Origin of the sequence: Litorilinea aerophila (assembly GCF_006569185.2) — a bacterium.
Lineage (GTDB): Bacteria > Chloroflexota > Anaerolineae > Caldilineales > Caldilineaceae > Litorilinea > Litorilinea aerophila.
Genome location: NZ_VIGC02000017.1, coordinates 39551 through 57146, shown reverse-complemented (window position 1 = coordinate 57146; position 17596 = coordinate 39551). Strand labels below are relative to the sequence as shown.

Genomic DNA, 17596 nt, shown 5'->3' with positions numbered 1-17596 from the left:
TCCCGCTCCCATGCTCTCATGCTCTCCCCCTCTCATCCGCCGGCAACAGGACCAGCACGCCCAGCAGGTCGGCGGGTCGTTTCGGCTCCACGCGCAGGCCGCGGACCCCGGCTTTCATGGCCCGGCGCACCCGTTTGTGGGCCTCGGCCAATTCGGCCGCGCGGTTCTGGAGGCGCACTTCGACCTCGGGCTGCAAGCCGTCCCAGGACTGGAGTGCCTGCGCCACGGCCCGACGCTTTTCGTCCGCGGGCAGGTTGGCGGCGGGCTGGGCGTTCAGCAGGTCCAGGGCCGCGGCTTCGTCCAGCCAGCTATCGGCGGTGCGCCCCAGCACCCGCACCTCTTCGGCGAACAGTTCCTGACCGCCCGGTTGGTGGACCAGATAGCGCACACGTAGCAGGTAGAGGGTGGCAGGCTGGGGCAGGTCGGCTGCCAGCGCGCCGCAGCGGGTCACCCCGGAGACCTCCCGGCCGTTGAGGGCGGCTTCAAAAATGAAGCGTGCCAGCGCAGCCACGAAGGGGTGGTTGCGTCCCAGGTAGGCCGCCCCGGCGGGTGTGGGCGAGGTGAAACTGACCGTCCAGCGGTCGGCCTTGCTTTCGGGCAGGGCAAAGCGGACTGCGTCCGGCAGGTTCGGCGGCAGGCCGGTGAGCGGGATGTGCCAGACGTCGGCCTGCTTGCGGTCGGCCAGCAGAGGCAGCCCCAGGCGGTTGGTCGCCTCCAACACGAAATCGCGCACCGCGTTCGGGTCGCCGAGCACGGCGTCGGCCGCTTCCAATTCGCGCTGGACTTCTTTGGGCTTCAGGGCGCGCTGGGCGAAGCGGGTGCGGGTGACGCGCTCGCGCTCGGCGTCCCGTTGCCAGGATGCGTGCAACACGTTGACTTCCGCGGGGATGAAGTCGAAGGTCAATTGCTGGGCGTCCTGTCGGTAGCCGCTGCGCAGGAAGAGCGCGTTGAGTACGGCTTCGGTCACGCTCTCGCTGTCCTCGGGCACGGGGACGTAGGTGCCCAGGGTCTGGTGGATCTCCCGGGCCTTGTCCAGCAGCACGTCGATCACCACGCCATCCACCGGGTTGTCGCGGCCGTAGTAGCGCACCACCTTGACCGTCTCGGCGGTCTGGCCGAAGCGGTCCACCCGGCCTTCGCGCTGCTCCAGGCGGTTGGGGTTCCAGGGCAGGTCGTAGTGCACCACCGCGGTGAACTTCTCCTGCAGGTTGATGCCCTCGGAGAGGCAGTCGGTGGCCACCAGCACATGGGGCCGCTCGACGGGGATTTGGGCAATGCGGGCGCGGCGCTCTTCGTCGGCCTGGCGACCGGTGATACAGGCCACGTCCAGGTCGGGATAGGCCGCGGCCAGCGCCTGTTGCAGGGCGTCGGCCACGTATTCGGCGGTGGCCACAAAGCGGCACCAGACGATGGGGTGATGGCCCTCGCGCAGTAGCTCATCCACGGTTTCCACCAGCCCAATACGCTTGGCGTCGGCGTCGCCCTGTAGCAACTGGGCGGCCGCCCGGCCCAGGCTGCGCAGCCTGCGGCGTTCGCCTTCCTCCAGGGCCGAATCGGCCTGTTCCAACAGCGACGTGGGTTGCTCGTCTTCGGTGCGGTCCTGGTCGTCTTCAAAGACGAAGCCGCGGAAATCTACTTCCGCGTTGTCCTCCAGATCGACCAGGCGCTCATGGCGGACCTCCAGCGCGGCCAGGGCCGCAGCCGGGCTGGACATCACACAGCGGAGTAAGCTCAACGCGCCCCAGTAACGTACCCGGCGACGGCGCTCTTCCAGGTTTTGTCCAGTGCGGATAATTTCGGCGCAAAAGTCGTAGGCCCGGTTGAAAAGATCACGGTAGGCCGGGGAAAGCGCGTAGGTGCGGTCTTCGGGGATACGGCGGGGAAAACAGATGGCGCCTTCCCAGTCACGTTCGATATCCCGCCGGGTCCGCTGGACGAAATGCCGCGCCAGCTCGGTCAGCTTCCCATCGGGGATGTTGTTGATGTCCCACTGGCCGAACTCTGGCTTGAGCAACCCCAGCAGAGACTGGAAGGCGGATTCGATGCCGCTGTGCGGGGTGGCTGTGAGCAGGATCAGATGGCGGGTGGGGTTGGCCGCCAGGCGGGAGACGAAGTCGTGGCGCTGCTGGTGGGAGCTACTGCCGGTTTGGGTAGCCCCGTGGGCCTCATCCACGATCACCAGGTCGGGCGGGTTCTGCAGGAAGGCGTGCCGGTTGCGTTCGGTCTTGATGAAGTCGATGCTGATGACCTGCACCGGATAGTGCTCGTAGATGGTGGCCGTGGCCGGCTTGTGGCGCTCCAATTGCCGCACTGTGCCGGAGCGGATGACCACGGCCTCTAGATTGAACTTGTCCTGCAGCTCTTGCTGCCACTGGTCGCACAGATAGGGCGGGCAGAGCACGGCCAGGCGCCGGATCTCGCCCCGTTCCCACAGCTCCCGGGCGATCAGGAGGGCTTCGATGGTCTTGCCTACGCCCACGTCATCGGCGATCAGCAGGCGCACCGGATCCTGTCGCAATGCCATCAGCAAGGGGACGAACTGGTAGGTGCGGGGCCGGATGGAGATGCGCCCCAGCGCCCGCAGCGGGGAGGCACCCTCACGCAGGGTCAGGCGGGCCGCTTGCCAGAGCAGCCGCGCACCGCCGGCATCGCCGAGAGGTTCTGGTTCTGGCGGTGGAAAAGTGGCCGGCTGCAGGCGTTCGGTCGGTAGGCTGTAACCCAGCAGCTCGCTCAGGCGGCGGTGCAGGGCTACGGTCTCGTCGGTGGCGCCGGTCAGCGGGCGCAGCAAAATGACTTCGGGATCATCGGAGGGTAAGAGCACCCAAAACCGGTCTCGAACTTTGGCGATGGAGCCGGGGTTCATTGTGTGTTCTCCTGTGCAGCGGCGAGTCTGTTCCCCCCACAGAAATTCCTTTTCTCTGGGCGAAAGCCGGAGGCATTTCCCCGTATGGAACGAAAGTTCCCATCGGGATTGGATATACGCTCTCGTTGGGTTGGATGCGGTACAGCGGCATGGTTCACGCTCGTGGATGGTGAATAGATGTCCACGAGTATACCTGAAATTCTTCTCAACTGGTAGTTTCCCGGCCTGAGGGGCATCGTTCAAGCGCCCTTACAGCGGCGTCTAATGGGTCGACTCCGGCGATTGTGAACTATCCCCTTTGGGGAAAATGTCGCCAGGGGGAGCGCCTATGGGGGGACGATGGAGGCGGGATGGTCACAGCCACGTCAGCCAGAAGGTCATCTCGCTCAGTGCGGTGGAGTGCCAGAGGTAGTCCTCGGCATGGTCACGGGCCAGCCGCTGGGTCAGGTGCCATCGGGTGGCCAGGTCCTGTCCGGCGGCATGCCGTTCTGTGGGGGTGGCGTATTGGGCAACGTGCCCCCACATGTGGTCGATGGCGTTTTGCACCCCGCCCCGGGTGGGCGGCTGGCGCAAAAGTTGGATCAATTCGTGGAGGAACTCCTCGTCCAGGGCGTTGCGGGGCTCTGCCGCCCGGCGCCCGAAGGAGCGGTAGGCGTTGGGATCCCGGGCCAGCACGGAATACTTGTGCTGTGCCCACGCCTGTTGGAGATGGCGGGGCAGGGGGATGCGCCCCTGTTCCCCGGCGGTGTACTTACCTGCCAGCAGGGCCAACTGACGGGCCGGCGTGTCCAGATAACCCGGCCAGCAGGTGGGATCCGGCTGGATGAGCAGGGGCGAGTGGTGGCGATAGCCCCGCAGCGCCATCTCCGCCACCAGCAGCTCGTGGCGTACGGCCAGCGCGCCCAGGCAGCCGGCCCAGCGCCGCGTCTCGGGGTGGGCGGCATAGCCCTTCTTGCCATGCAGATGCACCGAGGCCAGGCCATGGAGCTCCCGGTGTTCGCCCAACAGGCGCTGCCGGTCAAGATAGCCGGGGTGAAGATCCCAAATGCGCATGACAGGTTTCCCTTATGAGACGTTGCATTGCAACGTCTCTACGGCGGCACATGAACGGCACGGCCCTTCCAGCGGGTTCGGCGGGTCAGGCCCTGACCCAGGGAGTGAAAGGCCACCAGCACCATGGCCCCGTGGACCAGGGGGAAGAGCCCCAGGAGCCTGGGGGGCAGGTTCAGCCGCCAGAGGGTGAGCGCCCAGGTCCCGGCCTGGATGGCCAGGGCCAGCAAGGCCAGGGGCGGCGAAAATCCCCTCGCCTCCCCCAGGGCCAGGGCCACCCACGGCCCCATCAGCACCAACGTCAGCCAGAGCCAGACAAACAGGTACAGGGGCAGATGGCCGCCGAAGACGGCGTAGAGGTTTCTGCCGAAGCCCTCCCATACCTGGGCGGGCGTCCGGTACATGCGGCAATGGGCAACCCCGGTGCCATCGCAGAGCAGCCAGCGTCCACCCCCGCGGGCCACCCGCTGGGCCAGGGCCATGTCCTCGGTCACCTGTTGGCGCACCCCGGCGTGGCCCCCCAGTCGGCGGTAGGACGCCCGGGGCATGGCCAGCACCTGTCCTACCCCGACGGCGAACCGCCGTCCACCCGTCCACCGGGCCGCCCAGAGGGGAAAGTGGGTCAGGAGACACCAGGGAATCAGGGGCACGGTCAACCGTTCCGCCCAGCTCTCCACGTGTTGGCGGGGCAGGGCGGAGAGCAGGTCCGCCTGGTGGTGGAGCAGGGTGCCCACCACGGCGCGCACCATTGCCGGCTCGTGCCAGGTGTCCGCGTCCACGAAGAGCAGCACCTGGCCGGTGGCGTGCTGGGCCAGTTGGTGGCAGGCCCATGGCTTGCCCAGCCACCCCGCAGGCGGCGGTGTGCCCCGGCGCACCTGAAAGCGGGCATCCTGCCCGGCCAGCCTGGCCAGGATTGCCGGGGTCCGGTCGGTGGAGTTGTCGTCCAGCACCCACAGGTCGAAGGCCGGGTAGTCCTGGGCCAGGAGGGAGCGCACACAGCGCTCGATGGTCGCCTCTTCGTTGCGGGCCGGCACCAGCAGGGAGACGGTGGGCCAGGCCCCAGGCTCGTTTCCTGCCTGGGGAGACCGACCCAGCCGGGGCAGGGTAAGGACGTTGAGGAGGGCGTTGGCCAGGAGGACGGCCAGATAGGCCAGGATGCCCCACTGTTGCCCCTGCCAGGACCAGAGGAACGCCCAGAACTCAGCCATGGCCGCCTCCCAGGGTGGGGCGCCGCAGCGGCCCCTGCAGATCCCGTCGATATGCCCAGGCCAGCCAGAGGGTCAACGCCAGCCAGATGGCCCAGTATTCGGCCGGCCAGGCCCGCAGCACGCCATCTGCCGCCACGGCCCCCATGCCCGTCAGCACGGCCCAGCCGTCCCGCCAGCGCAGGCCGAGCAGGGCTACGGCCATGGCCAGCCCCATGGCTAGCGGCCCCTCGGCCAGGGTGAGACCGGTCCACACGCCAAAGAGTGCCGCCAGCCCTTTGCCACCCCGTCCGCGCAGGAAGGGCGAGAAGCGATGGCCCAGGACCGGGGCCAGGGCCATCGCCACCAGCCAACCCCCATCCCACCGCCAGAGCTGCCGGGCCACGGCCACGGGCAGGGCGGCCTTGCTGAAATCCAGCACGAGCACGGGCACGCCCAGCCGCCAGCCGCCGGCCATCCAGGCGTTGGTCGCGCCGGGGTTGCCGTCGCCCACCGTGCGGGGATCTACGCCGGCCAGCCTTCCCAGCCAGACGGCGAAGGGCAGACTGCCCAGCAGAAAGGCAACGAGTACCCAGAGTCCGGGCATCATGGGCTGGGCTGCGCGTCCTCGCCTGGCAGGGTGAGCCGCAACGTGACGTACCGTACCCGGCGGAGTTTGCCCAGCAGGCGAAAGCCGTGGAAGAGCAGGCCGTATTTGGCCGCCATCAGCCCCTGCACATGGCGGATGGCCTCCGGCGTGGCCTGGATCTGGGCCCGGGCCTCCAGCCACTCGCCCAGGGGATTGCCCCGGGCGTCGCTGGGCGCGATGCGCACTCGGCCGCTGCGACGGATGCGCTTCACCTTGCCCGAGTCCGCCTGGGTCCAGACGTAGAGGGCGTCCCCTTCTCGCACGAACCAGACCGGCGTCTTCACGCCCCGGCCGTCTTTGCGGAAGGTTTCCAGGTTGAGGTATTGGTGACCGTCGAAGATCTCCAGGCGCATCTCACACCTCCCGAGGGCGGTAGCGGGCGCCCGTCCACAGGGCCCAGATGAAGGCCAGCGCCACCAGCCCCACGGCCGTCCACGTGGCCAGGGTCACCACGCCGGCGTCGGGGAACTTCACGCCGATGCCGGCCAGGGCCCAGACCAGGACCGCCAGGTAGGCGGCATCCCGCTCCCGCAGGCCCATGGCCCAGGCCAACACAACCACCACAGCCAGCATGACCACCATCCACCCTTCCTCGGAAAGCCCCCAGCCCGACCAGCCCACGTAGTCCAGCACGGAGGTGACGTTGGCGATGGTGGCCACGGTGATCCAGCCCAGGTAGATGCTGAAGGGGATGTCCACGGCCCACCGTTCCAGGCGGGTGGCCTGGTATCGGTTGGGGCGCAGGTGCAGGTAGATGGCCAGCAGGGAGGCCAGCAGCGTGCCCATGGCCAGGAGGGTGAGGGGAAACTGCTGGTAGTGCCAGAGGAAGAGCCAGGTTGCGTTGGCCAGGTTGGACAGGATGAACCAGCCCCGTATGCCCTGGAGGCGGGGGTTTTCCCGTTGGGCCGGCAAAGCCTGGTAGACGGTAAAGGCGATCATCCCCAGATAGATGAGACCCCAGATGGAGAAGACATAGCCGGCAGGCACGAAGTAGACGTCGAACTGGTCGGAGATCTGGCCCGTGTCCAGGCCGTTGAGGGGCAGGGTGGTGGCCAGCACGTTGACGGCCAGGGTGAGCAGAGTGGTCAGGATGACCAGCCAGGGCATGAGTTTGGATTTCATGGATGGTTCTCCTTTGAATCCGTTGTAAGAAGGTGCTCAAACCACAAGGAGCACGAAAGACGCAGCGAAGTGCCCTGAAGCAATGGAAGACGGATGACGTGGATTTCCACGGAGCAGAAACTGCGGCATCGATAGTTTACCGGCCAACGGCTTTCCGAGATGGCGCTGGAACGATCCAACGCCAGCGGCGCAGGCGCTCCCGGCTTTCCTCGGCCAGGGCCAGGGTGACGCCAAAGCCGATGAGCAGGTTGGTGACCAGGAAGAAAAGGGCCTCTTCCACGGGCAGGCCGCCCGGCAGATGCAGCCCCAGTGTCTGGGCCGGACTGATGGTCCACGTGCCTGCGTTGACGGCTATCACGTCGGCGGCCACCAGGTAGAGGGTAGGCGCCAGGATGGCCGTCGCCACCAGTCGCCGGTAGCGCCAGAGGATGTCCGCGCCGAAGGCCAGTTGCAGGCCGATGGGCGGCAGGGCCCAGACCAGGATCAGGGCCAGGTAGGTGGCCGCCTGGACGCGACCGAACAGCAGAAAGGGCGTGGGCAGCCAGAGCAGGCCCACCAGCAGGGTTGCACCCCACCGCACGCGCGATGAAGGCCGCCACCGGGTAACCCGGGGCAGGCGGCGGGCCAGCCACAACAGCCACGCGCCCGTGAGCAGGGTCTGCAGCACGAAGAAGGCATATTCCTCGATGGGCACCCAGCCCAGGGCGACCCCGCTCACCAGGTTTGGATCGTACCACCAAACCTGGGTGGCCACCAGGTAGTTGTCCCAGGGGGTGGTGTAGAGGACGGCGATGGCCACGTGGAGCAGCACCACTGCCCAGCCGGGGAAGTTGCGCAGGTTGGCAGGCTCCCCCCGTCCCCGGCGGACGTCTCGCCAGTGCAGCAGGGCAAGCAATATCAAGGGCGGCAGCAGAAACCGCAGGTGAAACCCCCAGTAGGTCATGCTCTTTTCTCCACACCCATTTTCTCCACACTTATTTTCTCCACCCGCAGGAAGACGCCCGGCCGGGGCTCCAGGGTGGCGCCCATATGGGGCTGGACCTGTGCCCGCTCCAGGGAGAGGTCCACCCGTTGCAGGATACGGGCCAGCGCGAGCCGGGCTTCCAGTTGCGCGAAGGGGCCGCCGATGCAGTTGCGGGGGCCGCCGCCGAAGGGCAGGTAGGTGAAGGGCGCGGGCCGAAAGTCCGAGCGCCAGCGCTCCGGGCGGAACCCGGTGGGCGCATCCCAGTAGACGGGATGGCGCTGCACCAGGTAGTAGCTCACCATCACCCGGCTCCCCGCGGGGATACGATAGCCGGCCAGGGTCACGTCCCGGGCGGTGAAGCGGTTGCCCACGTGGATAGGTGGGTAGAGGCGCAGGGTCTCTTTGACCACCTGGTCCAGCACGGCGAGGCGTCCCACATTTTCCGGGGTGGGCAGCTCGCTTCCTAGCACGTCCCGCACCTCGGCCTGGGCCCGTTCCATCCAGACAGGATCCTTGCCCAGCAGGTAGAGGGTCCAGGCCAGCAAGGCCGTGCTGGTGTCGTGGCCGGCGATGAGCATGGTGAGCATCTGATCCCGCACCAACCCATCGTCCGCCAGGCCTTGTACCAGGTGGGTGAGGAGGTCGTCCGGCGGGTTGGGATCGGCCCGGCGCTGCCGGATGAGCCCGTGCAGGTGGGCGTCCAGGACGCGGACGGCCTTCGGCGGATTGCGACGGCCACCCCACAGGACCCACAGCCCTGGTCCGATGTAGTCCAGCGCCTTGAGCATGGGCTTCCAGAGGGCGTCCAGTTCCGGCAGCAGGTCGTGGCTGAAGTAGACCTCCTCGAAGAGGAGCAGGGCCAGCTTGCGCATCTCCACCAGCATGTCGTAGGTGCGCCCGGGCTGCCACATGTCCAGGATGCGGTCGCACGTTCGCCAGAGGGAGGCGCAGCGGGGCGCGAAGTGGCTGCGCCGACTGCTGGGCTCCATGACCGCGCGCAGGCAGGCGTGCTCCTCCCCATCCGTCACCAGCAGGCCCCGGCGCAGCAGGCGGGCCACCGGATCGCCCTCGGGACGCCAGCGGTAGTCGTCCCGCTCATCCACCAGGACCTGGCGCATGGCATCGGGGTGGGCCACGAAGACCGGGCTGAAGCCGGGCAGGGTGATCTGGAAGATGTCGCCCACCGCCTGACGCACCTGCTCCAGCACGGGCAACATGCCGCCCAGGCCGTGGCGCAAGGCGAGCAGCGCGCGCCAGGCTGCGGCGGGCGCCATCTCGGTGACCGTGGGCGGCGCGGGCAGGTCAACGGAGGCGGGATGTGTATCAGTCTTAATGGCCGGACTCCTGTTGCGGCTGATTGAACCACACCCATCCCAGGGTCAAGGCGGCCAGGCCCAACGCGAGCCAGGAGAGGGATGGGTGCCTATCGGTGGGTGTCGCCGACATAGGGGCTGCGTCTGCCGGTGGGGAGTTCACGTCCCCGTCGCCGAACAGCCCGGCGACCCGGCTCCGCCGGTAGTCGAAAATATACCGCAACCGGGGCCGAACGAACAAGACATGGGCCAGCTCCCCCAGGGGGCCAAAGGGCAGCGCGTAGGTCACCCGGTCGGTCATCCAGACGCCGCCGTCGCCAGCGCGGAAGCGGTGTTCGTGGATCCACAGCCGGTAGGGGCCGATGCGCTGTTCGTCGATGAAGCGGACCCGCTCCTCCACGTGGGTGATCTGGGTGACCCAGGTGACCCGCAGGCCGGGCAAGATGGCCACCTTGTAGCGGATGACCTGACCCGCGTACATGGGCTCGTCCGCGCCGGAGAGGATCTGGAAATCCATGTCCGGCGGGGTCATCTCGTTCAGGTTGGCCGGCGTGGAGAAGTAGGCCCAGATCTGGTCCATGGAGGCGGGGATGAACTGTTCCTGTTGCAGGGTGTGGACCATGTTACGCGCTCCTTCCGCTGTGGGCTTCCACGGGCACGGGCGCCGGTGGATGGGTCAGGTTGGGCTGGCCTATCTCAACGTTCCCGGTGATGAGATGGTCCACGATGGTGGCGGACGAGACCACGCCGGGCAGGCCGGCGCCGGGATGGGTCCCCGCGCCCACGAAGTAGAGGTTGCCGATGTCCTCGGAACGGTTGTGGGGGCGGAACCAGGCCGACTGGGTCAGGATGGGCTGGATGGAGAAGCCGGTGCCCAGGTAGGTGTTCAGGTTGTCCCGGAAGTGGCGCGGGTCGATCATGTGCTCGGCCACCAGGTGGGCGCGCAGGCCGGGCAGGTAGTGTGCCTCCAGGAAGTCGAGAATGGCATCTTTGTAGGCAGGCCCGACCTGCTCCCAGTCGATGTCCGCGCCCAGGTGGGGCACCGGCGCGAGGACGTAGAAGGCCTCGTGTCCCGGCGGCGCCATGGACGGGTCGGTGAGGGTGGGCATGTGCAGGTAGAGGGAGAAGTCCTCGGGCAGGCGTTTGCCGTTGAAGATGTCCTGCAGCAGCCCCTTGTAGCGCTGGCTGAGGATGATGTTGTGATGGTGCAGGGGCGTATCCCGGTAGAGGCGGTCCGTGCCGAAGTAGATCACCACCAGGGACATGCTGTACCTGGTCAGTTTCGTGTAGCGAAAGTTGGAGTTGCGCAGACCCCGATGGCGGGGATGGATCAGGTTCATGTAGGTGAAGGGCACATCCGCGTTGGAGACCACATGGTCGGCCGGAAAGACGCGGCCGTCCTTCAGGCGCACGCCCGTGGCCCGGCGGTTCTCCACCAGGATCTCGTCCACCTCGGCGTTGAAGTGGAAACGGCCGCCCAGCTCCTCGATGAGCTGCACCAGGGCCTGGACCAGCGCACCGGTGCCGCCCCGCGCGTACCAGACGCCCCATTGTCGCTCCAGGTAGTGGATCATGGCGTAGATGGACGAGGCGTTGAACGGGTTGCCGCCGATGAGCAGGGGGTGGAAGGTGAAGCAGCGGCGCAGAAAGTCATCCTGGATGAACTGGGAGACGTAGCCGTAGACCGAGCGGTAGGACTGTAGCTTGATCAGGTCGGGCGCGACCTTCAGCATGTCGCCGATGGTCAGGAAGGGCTTGTCGGCCAGCTCCACGAAGCCCTTCTGGAAGATGGCCCGGGTGGTCTCCAGGAAGCGCACGTAGCCTTCCTTGTCGGCCGGGTTCCAGCGCTCGATCTGGCCCAGGACGAAATCCAGGTCGTCGTTGTACTCGAAATAGCGCCCTTCGTGGTCGAAGATGCGATAGAAGGGGTTGACGGGCAGAAATTCCACGTAGTCTTCCCGGCGCCTGCCGGCCAAGGCGAAGATCTCGTCGAAGAGGAAGGGCGCGGTGATCACCGTGGGGCCGCCGTCGAAGCGGAAGTCGCCCACCTCGAAGGTGTAGGCCCGGCCGCCGGATTTGTCCAGCTTTTCGAAAATATCCACCTGATGGCCTCGGGCGGCCAACCGGGCCGCGGCAGCCAGTCCGCCAAAGCCGCTGCCGATGATGATGGTTCGTGATCCTGTCATGAGGGTGGTCCTTTCCCGTTCCCTTTCTTCGCGGTCCATTGGGCGGCCGCGGCCTGTAGCTGCATGGCGTTGTAAAGCCTATTGTACACTATGAACGGTTTTTGTCAATGTTTTGTCTGCGTCGAAATAGGTCCGACGGGGAGGGGCTGTGGTAGGCGCAGCTCGCGGCTGCGCAACGGTGGTGTCCCTTTGCCCACATGGGGCTGGCGAAGATGTCCGGCCGGGAGACCGGACCTGCAGGAATCATCGCCCTTTCGCGGCTGACGAAATTGGACGGGCCCTCGGCCCGCCCCTACGGGAATTGGCGCCCTTTGTCGTAGGCGCGCTCGTCGCGGCGCTTCATCTGGGGCACAAAAAAAGGGTGGCGCGCCTGCCAGGGCACGCCACCCTTTCTCCCTTTTTCGAGCGTCTGGCTCAGCTGGTGGGCAGGTGTGACCGGAACCAGGCCAGGGTCTTCTCCCAGGCGTCGGCTGCGGCTTCCGGATGGTAGCTGCTGGCCCGGGTGTCGTTGAAGAAGGCGTGTTGCGCGCCCTCGTAGATGTGAATCTCGTTCTCGATGCCTGCCGCGGTGAGGGCCTCGCCCATGGCGTTGACCGCATCCACCGGGATGCCGCCGTCCTCGCTGCCGTAGAGGCCCAGGATGGGCGAGCGGACGTTGGGGGCCTGCTCGGGCGTGAGGGGCCGGCCGTAGAAGGCTACCGTGGCGGCCAGGTCATCCGATACCAGTGCGGTGCTCAGGGCCAGGCCACCGCCCATGCAGAAGCCCACGATGCCCACCTTGTCCCCCGCCACGAACTCCTGGCTCAACAGGTAGTCGATGGCGTGCTGGATCTCCCGCACCGCCTCTTCCATGTCCAGTTCCATCACCAGCTTGCGGGCCTCGTCGGGCTCGGTGGTCACCACCCCGTGGTAGAGGTCCGGCGCCAGGGCCACGAAGCCTTCCTGGGCGAAGCGGTTGGCCACGTCCTTGATGTGGTCGTTAAGCCCCCACCATTCCTGGATTACCACCACCGCGGGCCGGGGCTCATCCCCTTCCGGCCGGGCCAGGTAGCCCATGAGGGTCTCCCCGTCCGGGTCGGGATATTCCACCGTGCCGGTGATCAGGCCTTCGGGGGGCGGTGCGGCCTGGGCGGGCTCGGCCGTGGCCGCCTCGTCCACTACTGGGGGCGGCGCGCTCTCTGGCTGGATGGGCTGACACGCGGCCAGGAGCAGGTTGGCCGCCGCCACGCTGCCCAGGGCCGCGCTGGCCCGGGCCAGAAAGGTGCGTCGGCTGATTTCGCCTACCTGGAAGGAACGAACCAGCTGCATCACGTAAACTCGGTCCATGGGTTACTCCTCCTGATGAAATGAAAGGGCCTACTGGCTGAAACGTATCCGGTCATCCGCCTGGATTGGCGGCTTGCAGAGGCCTGGTACAGTCTGGCGTAAATACCATGGCAGAAATCCCGGGGGCCCTCTGGGCGCGCTACCTCTGGTGGAGACTATCGGCGAATTTCCGCCGGGATTTACTAGCGGTGGAGACGCAGGATGCCGGGCTGGATCATCGTGCACGGGTTGCTTGAAAGTAGGAAGACCGCCCGGTCGGCGCCGAAATATGGGTGGATCTGGCGTCGACGCGGTGCTATTATAATCACGGATCCGCTTCCCGGACGTGAGTCGCGTCCCAATTGGTCTGGACGGCCCCGGAAGCCTCCACGCTTGTTTTCATCCATAGATGATTCACCTGCGCAAGGGGGGTATCATCACCGAGATACAGAGGACGATGATGATGAAGAAGCATCGCCAGTGGCGCCGGCACCTCGTGCCCGTTCTCCTCGTCCTGGTCTCCCTGGCCTGGGGAGGATGGACGCGCGGGCTGTATGCCCAGACCGCGCCCCCGGGGCGCCCGGTGGACGCACCCCAGTTCGGCCCCCAGCTCTATCTGCTCACCCCACCGGACGGCCAGATCCCCGACCACCTGCCGCCCACGGTCTCTGTCCACGCCCGCCTGTGGACCGGGGAGCGCTTCGTGTACGTGGCCAGCGGCGGCCCGGAGGACGGCACGGCCATGGAAGCGGCGGGCATCCAGGCCCACCTCCTGGACGCGGACACCGCCGATACCGCCTACTACCTGGTGGACGGCCACGCACCCCAGGCCCCGGCGCTGGCCGCGGACCATGGCCGGGTGCTCCACTCCGGGCCCGGCTGGCTCCTGCTGGCCGTGACCCCGGAGCAGGAGCCGACCCTGCTGGCCACGCTGCCCCGCCAGGGCGTCCCCCTCTCCCTCCTCACCGCGGACACCCTGGCCCCGTGGGAGCGCAGCCTGCCCCTGGCCGCCTACGCTGCCAGGGCCACCACCGCAGATCCCTGGATCCAGGAGCTGCTGGAGGGGCTCACCACCCAGGAGCTGTCTGCCCTGGTGGAGCAGTTGAGCGGCGAGACTCCGATTACCCTGGAGGGCGAGTCGGTCACCCTGGCCACCCGCTATACCCTCTCGGGCCAGATCCAACAGGCCGAGGCCTTCCTGGTTCAGTTCTACCGGGAGCTGGGAATGGACGTCGAGACCTTCCCGTGGACCTATGGCAGCTACAGCGGCCGCAACGTGATCGCAGAATTGCCCGGCCGCCTGCACCCGGAGCGGGTCTGGCTCATCGGCGGCCACTTCGACAACATCTCGCAGACGCCCGGCAGCCGCGCACCCGGCGCGGATGACAACGCTTCCGGCACCGCGGCGACCCTGGCCATCGCCCGGCTGCTCCAACACGTCTACCTGGCCGACACGGTGCGCTTTGTCCACTTCTCCGGCGAGGAGCAGGGCCAGTGGGGCAGCCGGGCCTACGCCCGGGAGCTGGCCCTGGCTGGCGAACAGGTGATGGGCTACCTGGATCTGGACATGATCGGCTGGGACGGGGACGGCGACCGGGTGATGGAGATCCACACGGGCGTGGGGACCAGCTCTAATTCCCTGGGCACGGCCTTTATCGCTGCCAACGACCGCTATGGCCAGGGCCTGACCGTGGAGCGCAAGAGCGCCAGCGCCAGCCGCTTTTCCGACCACTCCCCCTTCTGGGATTACGGCTTCCCGGCCTTCCTGGCCATCGAGAATTTCTTTGTGGACGAGCGGCCCAATGACCGCAACCCCGGCTACCACACCACCGGCGACACGGCAGATCAGGTGGACTACGACTATGTGTTGCGCATCGCGCGCACGGCCCTGGCCACCCTGGCCGAGCTGGCCGGCGCCACCCCGGACGACGGCACCCAACCGACGGTGACGCCTACTCCCACCCCGCCCCCGGACGTCATCCCCGTGCCGCCCGGCTGTCAGAACCTGCTGGTCAACGGCGACTTCGAGGATGCCGGCGGCTGGCGCTATGGCAGCACGCCCTTCCCGGCCGGCGTGGTGCCGACGCCGGTGGCCAGCGGTGCCCGCGCCCTGCGACTGGGGGTTCCCGCCGGTGCCTCTCTGAACGTCCCCGCCCACTCCTCAGCCTTCCAGTCGGTCACCCTGCCGGCCGACGCCCCTCGCCTGATCCTGCGCTACTGGCAACAGCCCGGTGGCACTGGCGACGGCACCGACTACCGGGAAACCTTGCTCCTGCGGCCGGACTACAGCTACCTCTTCCGGGTGGAGCGAGACTACGGGGACGGACCGGGGCAGTGGGTAGAGCGCACCTTCGACCTGACCGACTTCCGCGGCCAGAGCGTGGTGCTCTACTTCAACGTCTACAACAACGGCAGCGGCAGCCACCTCTGGAACTACCTGGACGCGGTGGCCCTCCTGGTCTGCCAGGAGGAGGTGCCCACGTCCACCCCGACGCCCACACCCACTGCGACCGAGACGCCCGCCGCTACCCCCACCGCGACCCCCACGCCCAGCCCGACGGCCACGCCCACCCCCACCCCTACACCCACACCCCTGCCGCCGGTCACACCGACCTCCACGCCCACACCAGGCCCTGGTGTGGACCTGGTGGCCCAGGGCCTGGAGGTGACCCAGGGGCTCCAGGATCTGACCCAGGGCGTGCCGCTGGTGGCCGACAAACGCACCTTCGTCCGGTTTCACGTGGCCGCGAACGGGGCCCAGGCGTGGACCACCGCCCGGCTCTACGTCCAGGGCGAGGCCGGCGAGGCGGTGCTCACGCCCCTGAACCCCGGAGGGGCCATCACCGTGCGGTCCACGCCGGATCGGGCGGCCCTGCACCACGTCTTCCTCTTCGAGTTGCCCGACGCCTTCCGCCAGGGTCAGCTTACCCTGCGGGGGGAACTCAACCCGGCCAACGTTCCGGCGGAGGTAGATCGCACCAACAACACGGTCACCACCACGGTGACCTTCCAGGCCGCGCCGTCCATGGAGCTGGTGCTCTACGCCATCGGGTACGGCGACCAGATCTATCCCTCCCAGCTCCATCGGGAGCGGCTGGTGGCCTGGCTGCGGGCCGCCATGCCCACGGGCGAACTGCGGGTCACCTGGCGGGAGCACTACATGGGGGCTTCGTTGCCGGCCTGCTGGCAGGTGAATGCCTTCCTGCTGGCCCAACGTCGCTGGGACCTGGCCGCCGGGGCGGTCTCCCCCGCGGCCCGCTACTATGGCCTGGTGGACGACCGGGGTGGCTTCATGCGGGGCTGTGTGGGCGGCGATCCCCCCGTGGTGGCCGCGGGGCCCACCGGGTCGAGCCGCTGGTCCTGGTGGGACCGGGACGGGAGCTATGGGGACTGGTATGCGGGTCACCTGCTGGGGCACCTCTATGGCCGCGAGCATGCGCCCTTCTGCGGCGCGGTGGGCGATACCTCCTACCCCTATGCCCAGGGGCGAATCAGCCCGACCCTGGCGGGGGCCGAGGCCATCTACGGCTTCGAGCCCGAATCGCAGACCATTTTCTCGCCCTGGTGGACGGACATGATGAGCTACTGTGCCTACCAGTGGATCAGCGACTTCACCTACGAGGGGATCCTGGAGCAGCTGCGGACCGAGACCACCGAGCTCCCAGCGGCTGCAACATCCCAGTCCATGCACTGGCTGGCCGTGGGCCATGTCTCCCCGGACGGCCAGGCCCAGATCGCGCCCTTGTTCGAGGCGCCGGGGCCGGCCTCGACCCCGGCGGCCTCAGCGGCCAACGGCGAGTACGTCCTGATCCTGCGGGGGGCGGATGGCAGCGAGCTGGGACGCCAGCCCATCGCCGTCCAGCCCCTGGCGTTTGACGTTCCCCCCGATGCCGGGGAGGAAGCTGCCATGCCGGAGCTGGCCACTTTCACTGCGCCACTGCCGCCGGTGGCAGGGGCCACGGAGCTGGCCCTGGTGCAGGGGGAGAGGGCGCTGGCGGTTGTGCGGGCCGGCGCTGCCCCGCCCACGGTCACCGTGCTGTCGCCCAACGGCGGCGAAGTGCTGGCCGGGCAGGCCTTCACCATCACCTGGGCGGCCGCCGATCCCGACGGCGATCCCCTGAGCTACCAGGTGCAGCTCAGCCCGGATCAGGGGCAGAGCTGGCGGATCGTCGGCCAGAACATCACCGCAACCCACCTGGTCCTGCCGGTCCGACAGTGGCCGACCGGTCGTGAAGTCCTGGTGCGGGTGTGGGCTTCCGATGGCCTCCACCCCGCCTACGACCAGTCGGACGCACCCTTCCAGCTCCTGCCGGGCTCGCCTGGCGTGGCCATTCGTCGGCCTGGGGATGGTACTGTCTACCTGGCCGGCCAGACGGTGCATCTGGTGGGGGAAGGGCTGGGCGGAGTGCCGGGGGACAGCCTGGTGTGGCGCTCCAGCCTGGACGGCTTTCTGGGAAGTGGTCCCGAGCTCTCCCGGGCTACCTTGAGTCCGGGCCAGCACACCCTCACCCTCCAGGGCGAGACCGACGCCGGGGAAATCCTCTCTGCCACCGTGGGCATCGCGGTGCTGGTGCCGGAAGCGGCGGCCCCCCCGCCGGACGGCCTCCTGGTGGGCCCTGGCACACTTTTCCTGGATCCCTTCCGCAGCCAGGCGTGGGTGACGGTGGACAACCAGAACGGTACCGGTTCCCTGACCTGGCAGGTCCAGGCCAACGTACCCTGGCTTCACCTGGATCCCGCGGAAGGCACCGCGCCCGGCCAGGTGGCGGTCACCCTGGACTCGAGTCGGTTGACGCCGGGGATCCATACGGGGAGCCTCTTCTTCACCAGCCCGGCCCTGCCGGACCAGTCGGTTACCGTCCAGGTGGCCGCGGTCGTGGATCCTCTGGAGCGGGTCTTCCTGCCCCTGGTCCGCCGCTGATATAGGGCCATCTGCGACCGTCTTCCCCATTGGGCACCA

The 17596-nt window shown here is 67.8% G+C and carries 12 protein-coding genes; 1 reads left to right on the top strand and 11 read right to left on the bottom strand.

What is annotated here, in order from left to right:
• Positions 1-16: 16 nt before the first annotated feature.
• From FKZ61_RS13870 to FKZ61_RS13820, 11 genes are all read right to left on the bottom strand, one after another.
• A complete protein-coding gene (locus FKZ61_RS13870; protein ID WP_141610727.1) occupies positions 17-2863 on the bottom strand; it encodes a helicase-related protein in 2847 nt (948 codons plus the stop codon).
• A gap of 354 nt (positions 2864-3217) precedes the next feature.
• The gene (locus FKZ61_RS13865) at positions 3218-3916 is read right to left on the bottom strand and encodes a DUF1722 domain-containing protein (RefSeq protein WP_141610726.1); all 699 of its coding nucleotides are present in this window, start codon (positions 3914-3916) and stop codon (positions 3218-3220) included.
• 38 nt (positions 3917-3954) lie between these two features.
• Complete coding sequence (locus tag FKZ61_RS13860) at positions 3955-5121, bottom strand: glycosyltransferase (protein WP_141610725.1); 1167 nt, start codon at positions 5119-5121, stop codon at positions 3955-3957.
• Positions 5114-5707, bottom strand: coding sequence for a glycerol-3-phosphate acyltransferase (locus tag FKZ61_RS13855; RefSeq protein ID WP_141610724.1), 594 nt, complete (start codon positions 5705-5707; stop codon positions 5114-5116). Before FKZ61_RS13855 ends, FKZ61_RS13860 begins: the two co-directional genes overlap by 8 nt.
• Positions 5704-6099, bottom strand: a complete 396-nt coding sequence (locus FKZ61_RS13850; protein WP_141610723.1) for a PPOX class F420-dependent oxidoreductase — start codon at positions 6097-6099, stop codon at positions 5704-5706. Before FKZ61_RS13850 ends, FKZ61_RS13855 begins: the two co-directional genes overlap by 4 nt.
• A gap of 1 nt (position 6100) precedes the next feature.
• A complete protein-coding gene (locus FKZ61_RS13845) occupies positions 6101-6868 on the bottom strand; it encodes a tryptophan-rich sensory protein (RefSeq protein ID WP_141610722.1) in 768 nt (255 codons plus the stop codon).
• Positions 6869-7004: 136 nt separating this feature from the next.
• On the bottom strand, positions 7005-7811 hold the full coding sequence (locus FKZ61_RS13840; RefSeq protein WP_141610721.1) for a lycopene cyclase domain-containing protein: 807 nt from the start codon (positions 7809-7811) through the stop codon (positions 7005-7007).
• On the bottom strand, positions 7808-9106 hold the full coding sequence (locus FKZ61_RS13835) for a cytochrome P450 (protein WP_141610720.1): 1299 nt from the start codon (positions 9104-9106) through the stop codon (positions 7808-7810). The genes FKZ61_RS13840 and FKZ61_RS13835 overlap by 4 nt, the downstream gene beginning before the upstream one ends.
• A 55-nt stretch (positions 9107-9161) precedes the next feature.
• The gene (locus FKZ61_RS13830; protein ID WP_141610719.1) at positions 9162-9767 is read right to left on the bottom strand and encodes an SRPBCC family protein; all 606 of its coding nucleotides are present in this window, start codon (positions 9765-9767) and stop codon (positions 9162-9164) included.
• A 1-nt stretch (position 9768) separates the two neighbouring features.
• On the bottom strand, positions 9769-11331 hold the full coding sequence (locus tag FKZ61_RS13825) for a phytoene desaturase (protein ID WP_141610718.1): 1563 nt from the start codon (positions 11329-11331) through the stop codon (positions 9769-9771).
• Between the two features lie 414 nt (positions 11332-11745).
• Positions 11746-12657 carry a dienelactone hydrolase family protein gene (locus tag FKZ61_RS13820; protein WP_141610717.1) on the bottom strand — a complete coding sequence of 304 codons (912 nt, stop codon included), beginning with the start codon at positions 12655-12657 and terminating at the stop codon, positions 11746-11748.
• 442 nt (positions 12658-13099) lie between these two features.
• Between FKZ61_RS13820 and FKZ61_RS13815 the strand changes: the two genes are divergently transcribed.
• On the top strand, positions 13100-17557 hold the full coding sequence (locus FKZ61_RS13815) for a M28 family peptidase (RefSeq protein WP_170199723.1): 4458 nt from the start codon (positions 13100-13102) through the stop codon (positions 17555-17557).
• The last annotated feature ends 39 nt before the right edge of the window (positions 17558-17596 follow it).

Coding starts and splice junctions, on each gene's coding strand:
- FKZ61_RS13845 (WP_141610722.1), bottom strand. CDS start 6,868: ATGAAATCCAAACTCATGCCCTGGCTGGTCATCCTGACCACTCTGCTC.
- FKZ61_RS13840 (WP_141610721.1), bottom strand. CDS start 7,811: ATGACCTACTGGGGGTTTCACCTGCGGTTTCTGCTGCCGCCCTTGATA.
- FKZ61_RS13865 (WP_141610726.1), bottom strand. CDS start 3,916: ATGCGCATTTGGGATCTTCACCCCGGCTATCTTGACCGGCAGCGCCTG.
- FKZ61_RS13820 (WP_141610717.1), bottom strand. CDS start 12,657: ATGGACCGAGTTTACGTGATGCAGCTGGTTCGTTCCTTCCAGGTAGGC.
- FKZ61_RS13850 (WP_141610723.1), bottom strand. CDS start 6,099: ATGCGCCTGGAGATCTTCGACGGTCACCAATACCTCAACCTGGAAACC.
- FKZ61_RS13815 (WP_170199723.1), top strand. CDS start 13,100: ATGAAGAAGCATCGCCAGTGGCGCCGGCACCTCGTGCCCGTTCTCCTC.
- FKZ61_RS13855 (WP_141610724.1), bottom strand. CDS start 5,707: ATGATGCCCGGACTCTGGGTACTCGTTGCCTTTCTGCTGGGCAGTCTG.
- FKZ61_RS13870 (WP_141610727.1), bottom strand. CDS start 2,863: ATGAACCCCGGCTCCATCGCCAAAGTTCGAGACCGGTTTTGGGTGCTC.
- FKZ61_RS13830 (WP_141610719.1), bottom strand. CDS start 9,767: ATGGTCCACACCCTGCAACAGGAACAGTTCATCCCCGCCTCCATGGAC.
- FKZ61_RS13825 (WP_141610718.1), bottom strand. CDS start 11,331: ATGACAGGATCACGAACCATCATCATCGGCAGCGGCTTTGGCGGACTG.
- FKZ61_RS13860 (WP_141610725.1), bottom strand. CDS start 5,121: ATGGCTGAGTTCTGGGCGTTCCTCTGGTCCTGGCAGGGGCAACAGTGG.
- FKZ61_RS13835 (WP_141610720.1), bottom strand. CDS start 9,106: ATGGCGCCCGCCGCAGCCTGGCGCGCGCTGCTCGCCTTGCGCCACGGC.